Below are 19,296 nucleotides of genomic sequence, written 5' to 3' on the forward strand. Positions count from 1 at the left end.
CACGCATGGGATTCCTGCGTGGACGCGAAGCCGACGCCGTCGAGGAAATGGACCTGCCCGGCTGCGACCCGGCCCGGCTGGACCGCAGCTATGCCCAGTTCGCCGTCGTGAACCGGGCCGTCTCCGGCTGGCGGTGCATCTACCGCACGCTGCTCAGGCCGCGGCTCTCCGCCCGCTCCGTCACCACCTTGCTGGACATCGGCTGCGGTGGCGGCGACGTGCCCGTCAGAATCTCCCGCTGGGCCGCCCGGGATGGCCTGCGCCTGGAGACCACGGCCATTGATCCGGACGCGCGGGCCAGCCGCTTCGCCCGGCAGCGGCACGCATCCGCCGGCATCACCTTCCGCCAGGCCCGGACGTCGGATCTCATCGGCGAAGGCCGCAGCTATGACCTCGTGGTGTCCAACCATGTGCTGCACCATCTGGAGGACGCCGCGCTGCCGGCGTTCCTCGCGGAGTCCGCAGCGCTTTGCCGGGGATTGGCCATCCACAACGACCTTCGGCGCAGCCGCGCCGCGTATGCGCTTTTCTACGCGGGTTCCTGGCCGTTCATCGGCTCTTACATCCGTCCGGACGGCCTGACCTCGATCCGGCGGAGCTACACCACCGAGGAGCTTCAGACAGTTGCTCCCCCGGGCTGGAACGTGGCCCGCCACTTCCCCTTCCATAACCTGCTGATGCTTGACAAGGGTACCGGGATACCGGCCGGTGAAGATGCCGCGGGCCACTGACGTACTGATCATCGGCGGCGGCCCGGTCGGGCTCTTCATGGCAGCCCTTCTGCTGCAACACGGTGTCCAGGTCCGCGTCCTGGAACAGCGGACAGCCCCGGAGGCGCACTCCCGGGCGATCGGCATCCATCCCCCGGCCCTCGCAGCGCTGCAACGAGCCGGCGTCGCTCCGGAACTCGTGGCCGAGGGGGTCGCCATCCGTCGCGGCATCGCCGTCGTCGGTGGAAGGCGGATTGCCGAGATGGCCTTTGCCGGTGTGTCGGACACCTTCCCCTACGTGCTCTCGCTCCCCCAGACGCGCACCGAAGCGGTGCTGGAACGGCGCGTCCGGGAGCTCGACGCCGATGCCCTGCACCGCGGGGTCCGGCTCACCCGGCTGCACGACGGCGGCGGCCGGACCACCGCGGAGGCCACGTCACGCGGCGGGCCCCTTCGTTTTTCGGCGGCGCTCGTCATTGCGGCGGACGGCGTGCGGTCCACCGTCCGGGCACTGGAAGGCACCGCCGTGCGGGCAAAGGACTATCCGGATTGCTACCTGATGGGTGATTTTGCCGACAGCACCGGTTTCGGGCCGGATGCCGCACTGTTTCTGGCCGACGAAGGCATTGTCGAGTCCTTCCCCCTTCCGGGCGGACTGCGCCGCTGGGTCCTCCGGCTGGCTGCCGGGCCAGCCGACGTCGACGCCGGCTGGCTGGCCCGCCGGGTCCGTGACCGCACCGGAGTCGACGTCGACCCGGGAACGAACAGCATGCTCAGCGGCTTCGGGGTCCGCACGCGGGTGGTCCGCCGGATGGTGAGCGGTCGGACCGTGCTGATCGGGGATGCCGCCCACGAGATCAGCCCGATCGGCGGCCAGGGCATGAACCTCGGCTGGCTCGACGCCCTGGCGCTGGCACCGCTTGTCGCCGCCGCACTGGACGGCAGCGGCGTTGCCGGGCAGTTGCGGCGTTTCGAACGCGCCCGGCTGGGAGCCGCCGCGAGGGCGGCACGCCAGTCGGAAATCAACATGGCGCTGGGGCGGCCCCTGGCAGGCCGCCTCCTGGCGGTGCGGAACCATGCCATCTCGGCGGCCGCCGGTGTTCCCGCGGTGAACTCGCTCCTGGCCCGCCGGTTCACGATGCAGTGACGGCGTCGTGCCGCTTACACTGTCCGCATGGGTTGCCTCTACCCGGAGCACCGAAGGCGCACGGCCCCCGGCGCGGCCGGCATCGCGCCGGGCGCTGCCAGGACCACCGTCCCCAAGCTGCTGGCTGCGTTGCTGCTGCTGGCCACGACGGCGTCCTGCGGTGCGGCTGCCCCCGGCACCCCCAGCACCCCCGCGCCCCCCACCGCTCCGGCCGCCGGCCCGTCCTCGGCCCCGCCGGTGACGGCCGGGATCAGCCAGTTCCGCGACAACTACGGCAAGCAGATCATCGAGATACAGCTCACAAACAACTCCACGGCCTCGTTGACGATGCTGGGGGCGGAGCTGACGAGCCCGCTCTTCAGCTCCGGGATCATCTGGCAGCCAGCGGATGGCGGGATCGGGCTTCCGCCGGGACAGGCCAAGAGCCTCCCCGCACCGCTGCCCGCCCCCGACTGCACTCAAGGATCCGTGGCAGCGTCAGCCCCGGCGGGCGGTCCGGAAGATGCTGCCACGGTTTCCCTCCGACTGGCCCCAGCCGCGGCCCTGGCGGAGCCGCAGCCGCTCACCGCACCGGCGGCCGACCCCTACGGCGTCCTCCCGCGGAACAATGCCGAAATGTGCCTGGCCGAGGCCGCCGCCGCCGTCGCCGGTTTCCGGCTGGAACCGGATCTTGACGTGTCCGCGGATGGCCGCAGCGCAGTCGTGCGTCTGGCCATCACGCCCCGCAACCCCGGGACCGCCGACGCCGGGACCCTGACAATCGACCGGATCGAGGGCACCACGCTGCTGGAAGAGGACCCGGGCGCCCCATGGCCCCGCTCCGTGGAGGTCAGCGCGTCAGCGCAGCCGGAAGAAGTCCGGCTGCGCATCCGCCCGGCGCGGTGTGATCCGCACGCCGTTGCCGAGGACAAAGTGGGGACGCTGCTCCCGCTGCGGGTGCGGGCTGGCGGGCGGGAAGGCGTCCTGAAGGTCGACGCCGGAGGACTTCTGCGCGGACGTATCTACGACTTTGTCACAGCGGCTTGCGGGGGCCAGTAGTCTGTTGCCATGCCATCAGATGCCAAGCCCACTGACTTCAGCGCCGCCCGCATCCACGAAACCTTCCAGCAGATCCTGAACGCGGGGGTGCTTCCCGCGATAGTCCAGGCCGGCCATCCCGTCCTGCGGCAGCTGGCAGCACCCTTCGACGGCCAGTTGAGCTCCGCCGAGCTTCTGCAGCTGATCGACCTCATGCGCAGCGTCATGCACAAAGCGCCGGGCGTCGGGCTGGCGGCACCGCAGCTGGGAATCCCGTTGCAGCTTGCCGTGCTCGAGGACCAGTTCGAGGTCGACGCCGAGGTCGCCGCCGTGCGCGGCCGGGAGCCGCTGCCCTTCTTCGCCATGCTGAACCCGGAGTACCAGCCCCTCGGCACCTCAACGGCAGCCTTCTATGAGGGTTGCCTCTCGCTGAACGGACTGCAGGCCGCCGTGGTGCGGCCCGCGTCGGTGCGGCTTGACTTCACCGCCCCCGACGGAACTCCGAGGCAACGGGACTTCACCGGCTGGCAGGCCCGGATTGTCCAGCACGAGACGGACCATCTGCACGGGATCCTGTACCTTGACCGCGCCGAGCTGCGTTCCATCAGCAACAGCGCCGAATATTCGACCCGCTGGGCCCAGCCGGACATCGCCCTGGCCCGGCAGGAACTCGGGTTCCTGCCGGAGCCGTAAGGGACTCCGGGTTAGTCCGTTCCCGGAGAAACCAGCCTGCGGCTCCGGGCCGGCGTCCAACCAGCGCCCGCGCGGTGCCGGCCCTAGGATGGACTCATGCTCCCCGCCTCGACCGCCGCCCTGCTGTGCCCCGTCTGCCGGGGCGCCCTCGGCGCGGGCGACGGCGGAGGCCGCACTTTGGTCTGTCCGGCCGGCCACAGCTTCGATGCGGCCAAGCAGGGCTACTTCAACTTCCTGGTCGGCAAGGGCACGGTCTTTGAAGCCGACGCGGCCGACATGGTGGCGGCCCGCTTCGATTTCCTCTCCGCCGGGCATTACCGGCCGCTCGCCGAGGCCGTGGCCGAGCTGGCCGCCCCGGCCCTTCCGGGCGCCCTCAACGGCAGCGGCGCAACGGTGCTCGACGCCGGCACGGGCACCGGCCACTACCTCAGGTCATTGCTGGACCGGATCCCGGCGGCGGCGATCGGACTGGACATTTCAAAGTTCGCCCTGCGCCGCGCGGCACGGCTGAACCCGGAGGCGGTGAACCTGGTCTGTGACGTGTGGCAGCCCCTGCCCGTCGCGGACGACGCCGTCGACGTTGTCACCGTTGTCTTCGCCCCGCGCAACGCGGCAGAGTTTGCCCGGGTGCTCCGGCCCGGCGGCCGCCTGGTGGTGGTGACACCCCGTCCGGGGCACCTCGCGGAGGTCTCCGGACGGACGGGAATGCTGGGGATCGAACCGGCGAAGGAGGAACGGCTGGCAGCCTCGCTGGAGGGATACTTCATCGCCCACTCCGCCCGGGATCTGGATGTGGAGCTGTCCCTGGCCCCGGCCGACGTCGCCAACCTTGCCCTGATGGGACCGGCCGGCCACCACCTGGACCGGCAGGACCTGGCGGCGCTGGCCGCCGGCCTTCCTCCGCTGACCGCCGTCTCCGCCCGCTTCCGGATCAGCGTCTTTGACCCGCTCAAGCATCCCGCCGGATAACGACTCGGCCACTTTCCCCGGTAGTTCTGCGTAGCCGGCCGCGTCCCCTGTGCTCCGGCTTAGGATTGAACCACAGTGACTGGAGGGCCGCGAGGCCAACTCCCTGGACGAAGGGGGAACAGATGTTCGAATGGCTGGCCGAGAACTGGTGGGCGCTGTGGCTCACGGCCTTCCTGGCGTTCGCCGTGGTGGAAATGCTCACCCTGGACCTCTTCTTCATCATGCTCGGCGGCGGCGCCCTGGCCGGCCTGGTGGCCGACTTCGCCGGCGCGGACCTCTGGCTCCAGATCGTGGCCTTCTGCGTCGTCTCGCTCCTCATGATCGGCTTCGTGCGCCCGGTCGCCCTTAAGCACCTGCGCAAGGGGCCGGCGGACCAGCGCAGCAACATCGAACGCCTGATCGGCGAAACCGCCCTCGTCATGGAGGCGGTCAGCGCCAGCGGGGGCCTGGTGAAGATCGGCGGTGACGTCTGGAGCGCGCGCTCGGTATCCGGCGTCCTCGCACCTGGCCAGCATGCCGTGGTCAGCGCCATCGACGGCGCCACCGCCGTCGTGACCCCCGAACCCGAAGCCGGCGATCAATAACAGCCGCCCGCTAACGGGCGTCCGGCAAGCTAAAGCAAAACCAAACAACTGGGGAAAAGGTGATGTATGGATATCGCAGTCGCAATTGTGCTGCTGGTTCTGGTCGCATTCGTAATTATTGTGCTGGTCCGCTCGGTGCGGATCATCCCGCAGGCGCGTGCCGGCGTCGTCGAACGGCTCGGCAAGTACCAGCGCACCCTCAACCCCGGCCTGACCATCCTGATCCCCTTCGTTGACCGGCTGCTGCCCCTGCTCGACCTGCGGGAACAGGTGGTCTCCTTCCCGCCGCAGCCGGTCATTACCGAAGACAACCTGGTGGTCTCCATCGACACCGTGGTCTACTTCCAGGTCACCGACGCCCGGGCCGCGACGTACGAGATCGCCAACTACATCCAGGCCGTCGAACAGCTCACCACCACCACCCTCCGCAATGTGGTGGGCGGATTGAACCTCGAAGAGGCCCTCACCTCGCGTGACCAGATCAACGGCCAGTTGCGCGGCGTGCTGGACGAAGCGACGGGCCGCTGGGGAATCCGCGTCTCCCGGGTGGAACTCAAGGCGATCGATCCGCCCCACTCCATCCAGGACTCGATGGAGAAGCAGATGCGTGCCGAGCGTGACCGCCGTGCCGCCATCCTTACCGCGGAAGGCACCAAGCAGTCTGCCATCCTTACCGCGGAGGGCCAGCGCCAGTCCTCCATCCTGAAGGCCGAAGGTGACGCCAAGGCCGCGATCCTCCGGGCCGACGGTGAAGCGCAGGCCATCCAGAAGGTGTTCGACGCCATCCACAAGGGCAACCCGGACCAGAAGCTCCTTGCCTACCAGTATCTGCAGATGCTCCCGAAGATTGCCGAGGGCACGGCCAACAAGCTGTGGATCATTCCGAGTGAGGTCGGCGAGGCCCTCAAGGGTATCGGCAACGCTCTGGGTGGCGCCAACGCCGGCCAGGCCTCCGAGGGGCTGTTCGGTCCGGATGCGCCCGAGCCAGCAGAGCCGAAGTGAACCGGGAGGGGCGTCCGCCGAGGCGGGCGCCCCTGGTTGGCCCGGCTTCCCGGCGGCCGCAGGCTTTACCGGAAGCGGACCGCTCCCGTATACTTGAATATTTGTCCGGCCGGTTCAGACAGCCGGAACAATTATGCTTCGCAAAGCGTTATGCAAGTGATGATTTTTCCAGTACTTAAGCACTGGTGCAGCGCAATGCAAACAGTAGTCCGGCGAGGCCTCAGGGCTCCCGGCTAACGCAGGGCATGGCTCTGCGAACCGAATAGAGGGAGAAAAGATGAGCGATCGCAGCCTGCGGGGTATGCGCCTTGGCGCACAGAGCATGGAGACCGAATCCGGCGTCGAACCGGCTCCGCGCCAGCGTGTTGAGTACCGTTGCGCGGACGGCGAGCAGGTATTCGTGACCTTCTCCTCCGAAGCGGAGATCCCTCCGGTGTGGGTTTCGAAGACGGGTAAGGAAGCGCTGCTGGTCGACGGCGAACGTCCCGTCAACAGCAACGAGAAGGCGGTCCGCACGCACTGGGACATGCTGCTGGAACGCCGCTCCCTTCCCGAACTGGAGCAGATCCTCGAAGACCGCCTCACGATTCTTCGCGAACGCCGGGGCGAACGCCGCTCGGCCTGACAGCCACCCCGCACCAAGAACTCAGGGCCGGTCCCGCCACATCGGAACGACGTGGCGGGACCGGCCCTGAGTCGTGCAGGCTGCGGGCTAGGCCTTGCCGGTGTTCTGGGCCGTGTTCCTGTTTTTGCCGGTGAGCTTGCCGCTGAGAGTGTTCCAGCGGGCCGTCAGGCCCCACTTGGTGACGTTGATCATGGCTTCCACCACAATGTTCCCGCTCATCTTCGAGGCGCCGAGTTCGCGCTCCACAAAGGTAATGGGCCGCTCCACGATGTTCAGCCCCAGCTTCGCCACCCGCCAGGCGAGATCCACCTGGAAGCCGTAGCCGACCGAGTCGACGGAGTCCAGGTCCAGTTTCTCCAGGGTGCTCCGGCGGAAGGCGCGGAAGCCGCCCGTGACGTCCTTGATGTTGACGCCCAGCATGACTCGGGCGTAGGTGCTGCCGACCCGGGAGATGGCCTGCCGGTAAAGGGGCCAGTTCACAACACTGCCGCCGGGAACCCAGCGTGACCCCATGGCAAGGTCGGCACCCTGTTCGACGGCGTCGAGGAGCTGCTGGAGCTGTTCCGGCCGATGCGAGCCGTCGGCATCCATCTCAACGAGGACGTCGTAGCCGGCCTGGAGGCCCCACTTGAAGCCAGCGATGTACGCCGCTCCGAGTCCTGCCTTGCCCTGGCGGTGCAGGACATGGACCTGGCTGTCCTCACCCGCGATACGGTCCGCCAGCTGGCCCGTACCGTCGGGGCTGTTGTCGTCAACAACCAGCACATCGGAGGCCGGCACGGCCGTGCGCAGGCGCCCGAGGGTCTTGGGCAACGATTCCAGCTCGTTGTAGGTCGGGATAATGGTGAGGACACGCACAGCGAGGCCTTTCCTTGAAGGGGACGGTCAAAGCGCCGGGCGGCAGTACTGACTGACAGCGCGGCGCAACTCCCCATTATAGGGAGTCGGCGGCCCCTCGGTGGCCGCGGCGATCCCCCGGGCAGGTCCACCCGCTTCGGGCCAGTTCCGGAAGCCCACGAGTAGCGCCGCCGGAACCGTTTTCTGCTGCGAAGTGGACCCGCCCCCTGGGGGCGCCCATGGTCACGGCCTGATAAGGCGGCCGCGCTTGCGGCACCCTCGAACTGGCCGGGATCAACCGGAGCCCGCGTCGTCCGCAACGCTCCGTTGACCCTCAATGCTACGGGGGCCTGCCGATCTGTCAACCGTGCCGTGACCTGCCGCTTCATCCGTCGCCGCAGGTCAGGGGCGGGTTTCCGGAACCAAGGTTTCGGGCCTGTGATCCCTTATGTCGGAGCCGCGGCACCACGGGAGCGGCAGGCCCCGGACCCGCCAGAGCGCTCCCGATGCCCGCTCCCAAAGCCCGCTCAGGAGCCGAGGGAACCGTGCCTGAACAGTTCCCGGCCATCCCGCACGGTGAGGAGGCAGGCCGGATCTGTTCCCGTGTCCATGGCAGGCAGCAACGGTGTGCGGGCCCGCGGGTCCGTGCTCCAGGACTGCACCCTGCCGTCTGCCACCTGGACCATAAGCTCCTCGACTTCCCAGACGGCGAAGCTGGCGGGAGCGCCGGGGACCAGCTGCCCGGCCATCGGGTTCCGGTGGCGCGCTGCCCGCCAGCCGGCCCTGGTGTGGCCGAGGAAGGCCGCCCGGGCGGAGATCTGTTCCGCCGGATTGTTGTGCTCGAGGCAGGCCCGGACGCTGGACCACGGCCGGAGCGGTGTGACCGGGCTGTCACTGCCGAAGCAGATCGGCACGCCGGCAGCATAGTAGGAGCCGAACGGGTTCATCGCCTGGTGACGGACGCCGAGGCGCTGCTCGTAGAGGCCGCCCGCCGCTCCCCAGAGCGCGTCGAAGACCGGCTGGGCGCTGACCGTCACGGAGTACTTCGCCAGCCTGCTGATGGCGTCCGGGCCGGCGATCTCGACGTGTTCAAAGCGGTGGCCTGCGGCCCGGAGCCGTTGCTCGCCCACCTCGGCCGCGGCCTGGTCCAGGGCGTCCAGGGCCGCGTCCAGGCCGGCGTCGCCGATCACGTGGAAGCCGGCCTGGATGCCTAGCAGCGAGCACGCCGCCAGGTGCGCCGCCGCCTCAGCGACCGAGAGATACAAGCTGCCGCGCTCCCCCGGTGTGTCGCTGTAGTCGGCGCGGAGGGCGGCGGTGCGTGAACCGATGGACCCGTCAATGTTCAGGTCTCCGGCGAGGCCGAGCACGGAAACGCCCAGTCCTGCCAGGATGGACCGGGCATGTTCTTCCGAGCCGGCGAGTTGCCCCCAGTACGGCAGGATTTCCGGGACGGACGGCCCGGCGTCGGGGCCGGCGTTCCAGGCGGCGGCGAGCCGCAGGTCCTCGATACCGCCGATGTGCGGGGCAGCCATTTCGGCGAGGGCGACGTAGCCGTTGGCGGCGGCTTCTGCCAGCGCCTGCTGCTGGTAACCGCGGAGGGCGGCGGCGGGAAGCTCCCGCGCCGCGAGCCGGGCCGCCGTGTGGGCGGCGTGCTTGACCTGGCCGTCGACGCCGGAACCGGCGAGGGCCGCGCTCCCGGCCGCCGCCGCGAGCGAGGAAGAAACCAGTGCCGAGTGCGCGTCGACGCGGGAGAGGTAGACCTTGCGGCCGGCCGCGGCCCGTTCGAGCTCTGCGGGCGAAGGCAGTGCCGGATCGGCCCACAGGGTCTCATCCCAGCCGTGGCCGAGCACGGTGCTGCCTGGGCCGGCACCTGCGGCGGCGCCCGCGACGGCGTCGAGGAGTTCGGCGCCGGAGCGGACGCCGCCGAGCTGCAGCGAGCCCAGGGCGATTCCCGTCTCGGTCAGGTGGACGTGGGAGTCGACGAAGCCGGGGGCGAGCAGCGCGCCCTGAAGGTCGACCACGTCCATCGAGGAGTCGGCGATGGAGGTGGCAGCGTGCTCCGAGCCGACCCAGGCGACAGTGTCGCCGTCGACCAGCATCGCCGTCGCAAAGGGGTCGGCAGCCGTGTAGACGGAACCGTTGCGGTACAGCGTGATCTTGCGTGGTGCCGGCGTGGCCGGTGAATCGGTCATGATGCGGGAGCTCCTTGGGGCTGGGAGTTGCTCGCCGGTGTCGGCGGGAGATTCAAAAGGGTTGTGGGATTGTGCCGGGACGGTCCTCAGGGAAATGTCATGCCACCGATGAATAGGCGACAACGCCGCGCTTGACGAGCCGGATGGCTTCCCCGCACAGCCGTGTGACGCGCGGGTCAAGGCCCGGGATCTTGGCCAGCTGGTCCAGGAGATCAATAACCTGCTTCACCCAGCGGACAAAGTCGCCTGCGGCGAGATCGGTGCCGTTGAGGACATCCTGGAGGTGCTTGCCCTTGGCCCATTTGAAGATCGGCCAGACCAGGCCAAGCTCGGGCTCGCCGGTGAGCGGCAGTTTGGCGGCTTCCTCCACGTCCTCGAGCGCGGACCACTCATGCACCACGGTGTCGACGGCGGACTCCAGCGAAACGCTGGGCATCTTGGGCCGCAAGCCGCGGTCCTCCCGTTTGGCCTGGTAGACCAGGACACTCGCGAGGGCCGCGATTTCGGCGGCGTCGAGGTCGTCGAAGGCACCCATCCGCAGGGCCTGGGAAATGAGCAGGTCCTTCTCCCCGTAGATCCGGCGGAGCCGCTGCCCGTCCGTGCTGATGGACAGGACGCCGGATTCCGAGGTCTCCAGGTAACCGTAGCCGGTCAGCACCCCGCAGACCCGGTCGAACGTCTTGGCGATGGTGTTCGTCCTGCCCTGGATCTGGCGCACCAGCCCGTCGGTTTCCTGGCGGAGCTTCCACCAGCGCTCGGACCACCGGGCGTGGTCCTCGCGTTCGCTGCAGCCATGGCACGGGTGGGCGCGAAGCTGCCGGCCCAGTTCCGCGATCTTCTTCTCCTGGTCCGGCAGGGCGGCGGCGCGGCCGAAATCCTCGTCCCGGGCGGGCGGTGCGGGCGGGCGGTTGTCCCGGATCGCGTTGCGCACCGACGAGGCCAGATCGCGGCGGGATTTGGGTACCTTGGCGTTGAAGGACTTCGGGATCCGGATCCGGGTGATGGGAGAGAGCGGGCCCTCCACATCCTGGGTCCCGATCCTCCGCAGCTGGTTGTCCAGGGTCATGACGGCGGGGCGCGGTTCGCGCGAGTGGTGGTCCGAGCTCAGCACGACGGCGAGCCCGGGTGCCCTGCCGGTGGGCACGTCCACCACATCGCCCGGGAGCAGGCGGCTCAGGGAATCCTCGGTGAGCGACTTCCGTGCCCGGGAGCTGCCTTTGGAGGCGTTCTTCTCGGCATCGGAGAGGGCGCGCCGCAGCCGGGAATACTCGGTGAAGTCGCCGAGGTGGCAGGTCATCGACTTGCTGAAGCCGGCCAGGGATTCTTCCCGGCTCCGGACCTGCTTGGCCAGGCCGACGACGGAGCGGTCCGCCTGGAACTGGGCGAAGGAGGATTCGAGGATCTCGCGGGCGCGCGGCCGGCCGAACTGGGCCAGCAGGTTGATGGACATGTTGTAGGTCGGCCGGAAGCTCGAGTTCAGCGGGTAGGTGCGCCGCGAGGCGAGGCCGGCGACGGCGGCAGGGTCCGTGCCCGGCTGCCAGAGCACCACCGCATGGCCCTCGACGTCGATCCCGCGGCGTCCGGCCCGGCCCGTCAGCTGGGTGTACTCCCCCGCCGTGATGTTCACGTGCGCCTCGCCGTTGAACTTCTCCAGCTTCTCCAGCACGACGCAGCGGGCCGGCATGTTGACGCCGAGGGCCAGGGTTTCGGTGGCAAAGACGGCCTTGACCAGCCCGTCGGCGAAGAGCTTCTCGACGACTTCCTTGAAGGTGGGCAGCATACCGGCGTGGTGGGCGGCGAGTCCGCGGAGCAGGCCGTCCCGCCAGCTCCAGAACCCGAGGACGTCCAGATCGTCGGAGGGGATGTCCTGGGCGGCCTCATCGACGCGCCGGGCGATGATGAGCTGTTCCTTCTCCGTGGTCAGCCACAGCCCCGCCGAGACGCACTGGGCGACGGCGGCGTCACAGCCGGCGCGGGAGAAGATGAACGTGATCGCCGGCAGGAGATCCTGCCGGTCCAGGCTGGCGATGACCTGGGGGCGGCTGGCCTTCCGGACGGGGCTCCGCGGGCCGCCCTGCTGGGCCTCGTCGCCCCTCTGATGCGGCTGCCGCCGCTGGTTGCGCCCGCCGCGTCCGAAGCGGCCGCGGAAATTCATCTGGCTCTCGGCCCGCGCCATGGACAGCAGCTCCGGGTTGACCTCGAAGCCGGGCCGCGTGCCGACGTCTGTGGCTGCCGTGGTTCCGGGAGCGCCGGCCTCGCCGGCCGGGGCGATCTCGTCGAAGCTGGTGTCGCCGGCGAAGAGATCCACGATCTTCCGGCCCACCATGACGTGCTGCCAGAGCGGTACCGGGCGGTGTTCGGAGACGATCACATCGGTCTGTCCGCGGACGGTGTCCAGCCAGGCGCCGAACTCCTCGGCGTTCGAGACGGTGGCGCTCAGGGATGCCACCTGCACCTCACTGGGCAGGTGGATGATCACCTCTTCCCAGACGGCGCCGCGGAAGCGGTCTGCGAGGTAATGGACCTCGTCCATCACCACAAAGCCCAGGTCGTCGAGGGTGTCCGAGTCCGCGTACAGCATGTTGCGGAGCACCTCGGTGGTCATCACGACCACGGATGCGTCCCCGTTGATGCTGGTGTCACCGGTCAGCAGGCCCACCTGGGCTGCACCGTACTTCTCGGCCAGCTCGGAGTACTTCTGGTTGCTCAGTGCCTTGATTGGGGTGGTGTAGAAGGCCTTGAGTCCGCGCTGCAGGGCCAGATAGATGGCGAACTCCCCCACGATCGTCTTGCCGGCCCCGGTAGGGGCTGCGACCAGCACCCCGCGTCCGGCCTGAAGGGACAAACACGCCTCGCGCTGGAAGTCATCGAGTTCGAATTCGAGCGAACGGATGAACCCGCCCAGGTACGTTTTGGCTTCTGCGGCCCGCTCGGCGCTGGCGCGGTAGCGTTCGGACGGCGACTCCGGCCCGGGTATTGAGGACATGCTTCCAGCCTAGTGCGCCAACGGCTAGAGATTCTCCAGATCGGAGCTGGGAGTTGCCTGGTCTGCGGTGGCTTCGGTTTCGGCGGCCAGCTTGACGTCGCGCCGGTCCCGCCGCCGGTCATTGAGCAGGCACAGACCGATGGCCGTGAAGAACAGGGCCAGCATGGGTACGGCAAGGTAGAACATACTCGTGGCGTCCGCGCCCGGCGCGGCCATGGCAGAGAACAGGCACACCAGGAACACGGTGATGCGCCAGCTCTTCACGAGCTGCTGACCCTTGACAATGCCGGCCATGTTCAGGCCGACCAGCACCACCGGCAACAGGAATGCAATACCGAATGCCAGCAGGAGGCGAAGAACGAAGGACAGATAGATCTGGGCGCTGATGAAGTTGGAGCCGCCGGAGGGCGTGAAATCGGTGAGCACCCGCACCGCGTTCGGCAGCACGAGCCAGGCCAGGAGCACACCGCCGACGAACAACGGCACGGCCGCCGCGACGAACGAGAGGGCGAGCCGCCGTTCCTTCTTGTGCAGGCCGGGGACGATGAACGCCCAGAGCTGGTAGAGCCACACGGGGCTGGCCACAATGACACCCAGGAAGACCGACACCTGGATCATCAGGTCGAAGGAACTGGCCACGCCGTCGAAGTTCAGCGTCGCCTGCCGGCCTTCATGCTGGTTCAGATCACGGATCGGCTTGATCAGCGCCGCAAGCATGGGCTCGTAGACGATGAAACCGACGACGGTTCCCAGCACGACGGCGACCGCGGCTTTGAAGAGCCGGTTCCGCAGCTCTTTGAGGTGGTCAAGGAGCGCCATCCGCCCCTCGGGGTTCGATCGACGGCTCATAGTTACTGCCATGGGGTCTTAGGCGCGGTTCGGCGGCGGAACGTCTGTTCCGTCTCCGGTGCGGCTCTCGGCGCCGGCGGGCTTCGGGTGGTTCACGACCTTGCCTTCAACGGCCTCGGAGTCGGCGGCGGACGCCGCAGAGCCGTCCTTCTTCATTTCGCGGACTTCCGATTTGAAGATCCGCATCGACTGGCCAAGGCTCCTGGCCATGCCGGGCAGCTTCGGTGCGGCAAAAAGCACCAATGCGAGAACGATGATGATGATGAGATGCCAGCCTTCAAGCCTCATACGGTGAGGTCCTTTCGTTTGTATACATCCTACGTCTAACGGAAATCGATGTCGCGGAGCGCCTGGGGCTGGCCGCGGTCCGCCTTGCGCTGGACCCGCCGCAGACGGCGTCCTTCCTGCCGGGACAACTTGGATGCACGGTAATCATCCCGCACCTGGGCGGGCGAGGCAAAAACGGCCGACCCCCGGAGCGCCGGAGCCAGCAACCCGGAAGCCGGATCCGGCAGTCCAGCATCGGCGGGGGCGGGCGGGAACCGGGAGAAGCGCTCCCCTGCCTCGCCAAGTTCCTTGACCGTTGTCATGAACTGCCGGAACAGCCGGATGCCCAGCACGACGAAAAACAACAGCGACAACGCGACAAGCGCTATCCAGATCACGATCCAGGACCACCAAGGCATGCTGAGTAGTCTAGCCGCCGTACCGGGCCAGGGCCGCCTCGATCCAGTCCCGGGCGGCCCCCGCGAGGGCCTCGGGCCGCAGGATCCGGACCGTGCCGCCATGCTGGGCGACGAACATCGGCAACCAGTCCGTGCTGCCGAAGCGGATCTCGGCCAGCATCCCGCCGTCCGGCAGGGGCGCGGTCCGCTCGGCGTAGTAGTCGTCGGCGAGCCCGGCCCCGCGGCGCGTCAGTTCCACCACCACCAGGGTGTCGTCGTCGTTCGGGGTGAAGAGCTTCACCGGAAAGCTGTCCGCCGGTCTGGCCGTCTCGGACACGGGCCGGCCGTTCGGCTGCAGCGTTTCGATCCGGTCCAGCCGGAAGTTGCGCAGGCCCTGGGCGGAGTGGCAATACGCCTCGAGGTACCACGTGTTGTCCAGCGAGTAGAGCCTGAGGGGATCCACATCGCGCTCGGACAGGGCATCCCGCTGCGGCGAGAAGTAGCGCAGCCGCAGCTGCGCGCCGGCGCGGATGGCTTCGCGGGCCGTTTCGAGGGTGGCGGAGTCCGCCGGCCCGACCTCCGGGCCGGAGAGTGAGGCAGCCTTCAGCCCTTCCTCCCCCGCCGCCGCCATGAGCTTGAGCGTCACGGACTCCAAGGCACTGCTTTCGGCCAGTTCCGGCAGGCCGTTGAGCGTTTCCAGCCCCGTCATCAGGGCGCAGGCCTCCTCCACCGTGAAGCGGACCGGCCGGTTCAGCTCCAGGTCCTGGCTGATGAAGACATGGTCGTCGTCCCACTGGATGTCCAGCAGGTCGTCCGGGTAGCCCTCGGGCAGTCCCGAACAGATCAGGATCCGCAGGTCCGCCTCGAGCTCCTCGCGGGTGACGCCGAACTTCGCGGCGACATCGCTGATGTGCAGGCCCTGGTTGTGGACCAGGAACGGCACCAGCTGCAGCATCCGCTTGAGCTGGTCCTCCGAGGTGCGCTTCCGGCCGCGCTTGGCCGGCCCGGCGGCGGGGAAAGCCACCGTTGGTGCGGGGGTTGCGGCAAATGCCGCCGCGGCGGCCAGACGGAGCCGGACGGCCGTGGTGAGATCGGGCGGGGACACCACGACCACGCGGGGCCCGTAGGAGGCGAGTTCCTCGCCGAGCGTCTCGGCGTCCCGGAAGGGGACGCTCAGGCGGTCCCAGCCGGCGTCGGGCTGTCCGCCTGCTGTTGCTGCCACGGCGGTGGCGCGCTTGCGCAGGCCCAGCAGCCTTCCCGCCTGGACGTCGACGACGGCGGACCGCACCGGGAGCTCCTGCAGGCTGGCCAGCTCGGCCCGGACGTTGAATCCCGACGGCGGGCTGAAGGTTTCCTTGTCCAGCACAGTGACGGCCGAGGTCAGCCGCGAGAGCCGGAAGAAGCGCTTGGCTCCGCGGGACCGGTCCTGGCCCACGAGGTACCACTGGCCGAAGCGGCTGCCCAGGCCCCAGGGCTCAACGAGCCGCTCCTCCTCGCTGCCGGTGCTGCCGGCAAGGTAGCGGAAACTGACCGGATGCTGGGCATGGACGGCGGCCACGAGGTCCTCGAAGGCCTGGCCGGCCGGACGGATCCGCGGCTGCACGCCGGCCGGGAGTTCGGCGTCACGCAGTCCCCCGGCCGCCTGCAGCTTGCGCACGGCGTTCAGGGCTGCGGAACCGAGCGCGGCCTGTTCCCAGAGCTGGGCCGCCAGGATGAGCACGGTGCATTCCCCGGGGGTGAGGCTGACGTCGGGGAGCCGGTTGGATTCCTTGCCGATCCGGTAGCGCGTGGTCGCCGGATCATCCGAACCCCAGCCCTTGTCCAGCACCGTCTCCACGTCGAAGCCGAACTGGCGCAGCTCGGTCTTGTCGCGTTCGAACATCCGCCCGAAGGCGATGTCGGTGCTCGTGGTGTCGCGGTAGACCTTGTCGCGCAGTTCGCTGCGGCGGAGCCCGTACTTGGTGTTGAGCAGCGCGATCAGCAGGTTCAGGAGGCGTTCTGTACGTGAGGCGGACACCCCGCAAGGCTACTAAAGTCCCTGCGCGAAAATGACGAAAGCGCGGCAACAGCCGGAAGAACTTTTCCGATTGTTACCGCGCTTCGCCGGTCGGGGGCCTGGGCCCACGCCCGCAGGGTTCCCTGTCCGAGCTTGCGAGGATAGGGGCGGGTGGGGACTAGCGGACGGCGACCAGGTCGACGACGAAGATGAGGGCCTCGTTGGGGCCGATTGCCCCGCCGGCGCCGCGTGAGCCGTAGGCCAGTTCGGAGGGGATTTCCAGCCGGCGGCGGCCGCCGACCTTCATGCCCAGCAGGCCCTGGTCCCAGCCCTGGATGACCTGGCCGACGCCGACGCGGAAGTCCAGCGGTGCGCCGCGGCCCCAGGAGGCGTCGAATTCTTCGCCGGTGGACCAGGCGACGCCCACGTAGTGGGTCGAGACGGTATCCCCGGCTTTGGCCTCGGCGCCGTCGCCCTCGATCAGGTCGGTGATGACCAGTTCGGTGGGCACGTCGCCCTGGGGGAAGTCGATTTCGGGCTTCTCGCGGTCAAGCTTGCGGTCTCCAAAAGACATGGTTGCTCCTTCTTGAGTGGCTGGGTGTGTGCGTGGGGGTTGTGGTTACTTGATGCCGAGGATATCGACGACGAAGACGAGGTCGCCCTTGGCGTCTCCCTGTCCTTCGTCACCGTAGGCGAGGTCCTTGGGGACGACCAGGAGGACGCGGGAGCCGACGGTCTTGCCGGCCAGGCCCTGGGTCCAGCCCTTGATGACGCCGGTGAGCGGGAAGGTGGCCTTTTTGCCGCTGTCAAAGCTGGAATCGAAGACCTTGCCGCTGGCGAGGGCAACGCCCACGTAGTTCACGGTGATGGTATCCGTGTCCTTGACCGCGGCGCCCTTGCCCTTGATCAGCTCCTGCGAGATGAGGGCGGTCGGGGCAGCGACGCCGGTGACCGAGATCTCCGGGACGCCCTTGTCGTTGTCTTTCACGGTCGGCAGTCCTGCCGGCGGGGTGACGGCGTCGCCTTCGGGCTTGTCCAGGACGGGAGCCGCGTCCTTGGCGGAAACCAGCTTGATCACGAGCAGCTGGCTGGGCTGGGCGTCGGTACCCTCGGCTGCGGCTTTGCCGGGGACGGCGAGGGCCAGCTGGGAGCCGGTCTTCGCGCCGACGAAGGCATTGTAGATGACGGCGCTGCTGGTCTTGAGGTCATCGTTCAGTTCGAGCTGTTCGGGATCATTCGCGAAGGTGTCTTCCAGGGTCGAACCGTCGGTGCCGTTGAAGGCCACGATGGAGATTGCGGCGATCTGGTTTGCCTTGACCCGGTCACCGGTGCCCTCGGTGATTACCTTGATGGTGGGTTCCTTGACGTCGAGCGGCTTGGTGAATTCAACACCGGGGGCCTTCTTGTCGCCATTGTCCGTCAGCTTGAGGGAGTCCAGTTTCGCGGTTTCGCCGGCGGACTGGCTGGTGGGCTCCGGGGCCGGGGGCGTTCCGCCGCAGGCGGTCAGCAGCAGCAGGCCCGGAAGGAGAATTGCTAATAGTCGGCGCACAAAAAAACTTTCGTCGAGGCAGGGTGGACGCATTGCCGGGCGGTTACCCGCGGCAAGGAAAGCGGTGGCCAGCTTACGGCCCCTCCCAGAATAACGTGGAAAGCTGGGTATCAACCCATAGAGTCCAACAGGGCATCCACCCGTTCGTCAACGCTGCGGAACGGGTCCTTGCACAGAATGGTCTGGTGGGCACGGTCGTTGAGCTTCAGGTGCACCCAGTCCACGGTGTAGTCCCGGCCCAGTTCCTGGGCCCGGCGGACGAAATCGCCGCGCAGCTTGGCCCGGGTGGTCTGTGGCGGGGCATCCACGGCGTCCTTGATGGTGGGGTCATCAACCACCCGGCGGACCGCCCCGCGGGACTGGAGCAGGTAGTACAGCCCGCGGGTGCGGGAGATGTCGTGATAGGTCAGGTCCAGCTGCGCGATCCGGGGCGCGTCGAGTCCCAACCCGTGCCGCTGGCGGTAGTTGTCCATCAGCTTCTTCTTGATCGCCCAGTCGATCTCGGTGTCGATCGTGCTGGTGTCGCCGCTTTCGATCGCGTCCAGCGTGCGTCCCCACAGGTCCAGGATCAGCGGTACGTGCGCGTTGTGGGCGCCCTGTTCGGCCACGAACGCGGTCACCTTGCCCAGGTATTCGCGCTGGATCTCGAGGGCCGTGAGCTGCCGCCCGTTCGCGAGCCGGACCAGGGCCCGGCCGCTGAGGTCGTGCGAAATTTCGCGGATGCTCCTGATCGGGTTCTCCATCCGCATGTCGCGCATGATGACACCTGCCTCGATCATCCGCAGGATCAGGTCCACGGTGCCGACCTTGAGCAGCGCCGTGGTTTCGGACATGTTCGAATCGCCGACGATCACGTGCAGCCGCCGGTAGAACTCGGCGTCGGCGTGCGGCTCGTCGCGGGTGTTGATGATCGGCCGGGACCGCGTGGTGGCGGAGGAGACTCCCTCCCAGATGTGGTCGGCCCGCTGCGAGAACGCGAAGGTGGCGCCGTGCGGGGTCTTCAGGATCTTCCCCGCCCCGGCGATGAGCTGGCGGGTGACGAGGAACGGGATCAGGATTTCGGCGAGCCGGGAGAATTCACCGCGCCGCGGAATGAGGTAGTTCTCGTGGCTGCCGTAAGAGTTCCCGGCCGAGTCGGTGTTGTTCTTGAACAGGTACACGGTCCCGTTGAAGCCCTCGGCTGCGAGCCGTTCCTGGGCCTCGTCCACGAGGTCGCAGAGGATCAGTTCCCCGGCCCGGTCGTGCGCAATCAGTTGGGCGAGGTCGTCGCATTCGGCGGTGGCGTACTCCGGGTGCGATCCGACGTCGAGGTACAGGCGGGATCCGTTGGTCAGGAAGACGTTGGAGGACCGGCCCCAGCTGACCACCTTGCGGAAAAGGTAGCGGGCCACCTCCTCGGGCGCCAGCGGCCGGGATTCCGGGCTTGAGTAGGAAATTCCGAATTCGGTTTCGATGCCGAAAATACGCTTGTCCAT

The 19,296-nt window shown here is 68.2% G+C and carries 18 protein-coding genes; 8 read left to right on the plus strand and 10 right to left on the minus strand.

What is annotated here, in order from left to right:
• Positions 1 to 5 precede the first annotated feature (5 nt).
• The 8 genes from E5206_RS12495 to E5206_RS12530 all read left to right on the plus strand — a co-directional run bounded on the left by E5206_RS12495 (position 6) and on the right by E5206_RS12530 (position 6,747).
• Positions 6 to 731: a class I SAM-dependent methyltransferase gene (locus tag E5206_RS12495; RefSeq protein WP_205759915.1), complete on the plus strand. Its 726-nt coding sequence runs from the start codon at positions 6 to 8 to the stop codon at positions 729 to 731.
• Positions 715 to 1,857, plus strand: coding sequence for an NAD(P)/FAD-dependent oxidoreductase (locus tag E5206_RS12500; protein WP_136324119.1), 1,143 nt, complete (start codon positions 715 to 717; stop codon positions 1,855 to 1,857). The genes E5206_RS12495 and E5206_RS12500 overlap by 17 nt, the downstream gene beginning before the upstream one ends.
• Positions 1,858 to 1,884: 27 nt before the next feature.
• Complete coding sequence (locus E5206_RS12505) at positions 1,885 to 2,895, plus strand: hypothetical protein (RefSeq protein WP_240689705.1); 1,011 nt, start codon at positions 1,885 to 1,887, stop codon at positions 2,893 to 2,895.
• A gap of 9 nt (positions 2,896 to 2,904) precedes the next feature.
• Positions 2,905 to 3,567 (plus strand): peptide deformylase, encoded by a 663-nt coding sequence (locus tag E5206_RS12510; protein WP_136322764.1) that lies wholly within the window; start codon positions 2,905 to 2,907, stop codon positions 3,565 to 3,567.
• A 96-nt stretch (positions 3,568 to 3,663) separates the two neighbouring features.
• A complete protein-coding gene (locus tag E5206_RS12515) occupies positions 3,664 to 4,536 on the plus strand; it encodes a methyltransferase domain-containing protein (protein ID WP_136322765.1) in 873 nt (290 codons plus the stop codon).
• A 122-nt stretch (positions 4,537 to 4,658) separates the two neighbouring features.
• A complete protein-coding gene (locus E5206_RS12520) occupies positions 4,659 to 5,120 on the plus strand; it encodes an NfeD family protein (protein ID WP_136322766.1) in 462 nt (153 codons plus the stop codon).
• Between the two features lie 66 nt (positions 5,121 to 5,186).
• The gene (locus E5206_RS12525; protein ID WP_136322767.1) at positions 5,187 to 6,122 is read left to right on the plus strand and encodes an SPFH domain-containing protein; all 936 of its coding nucleotides are present in this window, start codon (positions 5,187 to 5,189) and stop codon (positions 6,120 to 6,122) included.
• A 277-nt stretch (positions 6,123 to 6,399) separates the two neighbouring features.
• Positions 6,400 to 6,747, plus strand: a complete 348-nt coding sequence (locus tag E5206_RS12530) for an RNA polymerase-binding protein RbpA (protein ID WP_136322768.1) — start codon at positions 6,400 to 6,402, stop codon at positions 6,745 to 6,747.
• Between the two features lie 87 nt (positions 6,748 to 6,834).
• On the opposite strand, the gene E5206_RS12535 is transcribed toward E5206_RS12530, so the two are convergent.
• From E5206_RS12535 to pafA, 10 genes are all read right to left on the minus strand, one after another.
• On the minus strand, positions 6,835 to 7,605 hold the full coding sequence (locus tag E5206_RS12535) for a polyprenol monophosphomannose synthase (protein ID WP_136322769.1): 771 nt from the start codon (positions 7,603 to 7,605) through the stop codon (positions 6,835 to 6,837).
• Between the two features lie 506 nt (positions 7,606 to 8,111).
• Positions 8,112 to 9,776, minus strand: coding sequence for an amidohydrolase family protein (locus E5206_RS12540; protein WP_136322770.1), 1,665 nt, complete (start codon positions 9,774 to 9,776; stop codon positions 8,112 to 8,114).
• A 97-nt stretch (positions 9,777 to 9,873) separates the two neighbouring features.
• A complete protein-coding gene (locus tag E5206_RS12545) occupies positions 9,874 to 12,762 on the minus strand; it encodes a DEAD/DEAH box helicase (RefSeq protein WP_136322771.1) in 2,889 nt (962 codons plus the stop codon).
• Between the two features lie 24 nt (positions 12,763 to 12,786).
• A complete protein-coding gene (gene tatC / locus E5206_RS12550) occupies positions 12,787 to 13,581 on the minus strand; it encodes a twin-arginine translocase subunit TatC (protein WP_205760064.1) in 795 nt (264 codons plus the stop codon).
• 48 nt (positions 13,582 to 13,629) lie between these two features.
• A complete protein-coding gene (gene tatA / locus E5206_RS12555) occupies positions 13,630 to 13,899 on the minus strand; it encodes a Sec-independent protein translocase subunit TatA (protein ID WP_136322773.1) in 270 nt (89 codons plus the stop codon).
• Between the two features lie 35 nt (positions 13,900 to 13,934).
• Positions 13,935 to 14,297, minus strand: a complete 363-nt coding sequence (locus E5206_RS12560) for a hypothetical protein (RefSeq protein WP_136322774.1) — start codon at positions 14,295 to 14,297, stop codon at positions 13,935 to 13,937.
• 10 nt (positions 14,298 to 14,307) lie between these two features.
• Positions 14,308 to 16,293 carry a WYL domain-containing protein gene (locus tag E5206_RS12565; protein ID WP_136322775.1) on the minus strand — a complete coding sequence of 662 codons (1,986 nt, stop codon included), beginning with the start codon at positions 16,291 to 16,293 and terminating at the stop codon, positions 14,308 to 14,310.
• A 157-nt stretch (positions 16,294 to 16,450) separates the two neighbouring features.
• Positions 16,451 to 16,846 carry an FKBP-type peptidyl-prolyl cis-trans isomerase gene (locus E5206_RS12570; protein ID WP_136322776.1) on the minus strand — a complete coding sequence of 132 codons (396 nt, stop codon included), beginning with the start codon at positions 16,844 to 16,846 and terminating at the stop codon, positions 16,451 to 16,453.
• 45 nt (positions 16,847 to 16,891) lie between these two features.
• Positions 16,892 to 17,821: an FKBP-type peptidyl-prolyl cis-trans isomerase gene (locus E5206_RS12575; protein ID WP_136322777.1), complete on the minus strand. Its 930-nt coding sequence runs from the start codon at positions 17,819 to 17,821 to the stop codon at positions 16,892 to 16,894.
• A gap of 110 nt (positions 17,822 to 17,931) precedes the next feature.
• Entirely contained in the window at positions 17,932 to 19,296 is a 1,365-nt protein-coding gene (gene pafA, locus E5206_RS12580) for a Pup--protein ligase (RefSeq protein WP_136322778.1), read from the minus strand.

The sequence above is a fragment of the Arthrobacter sp. PAMC25564 genome (assembly GCF_004798705.1).
In the GTDB taxonomy this organism is placed as follows: Bacteria; Actinomycetota; Actinomycetes; order Actinomycetales; family Micrococcaceae; genus Arthrobacter.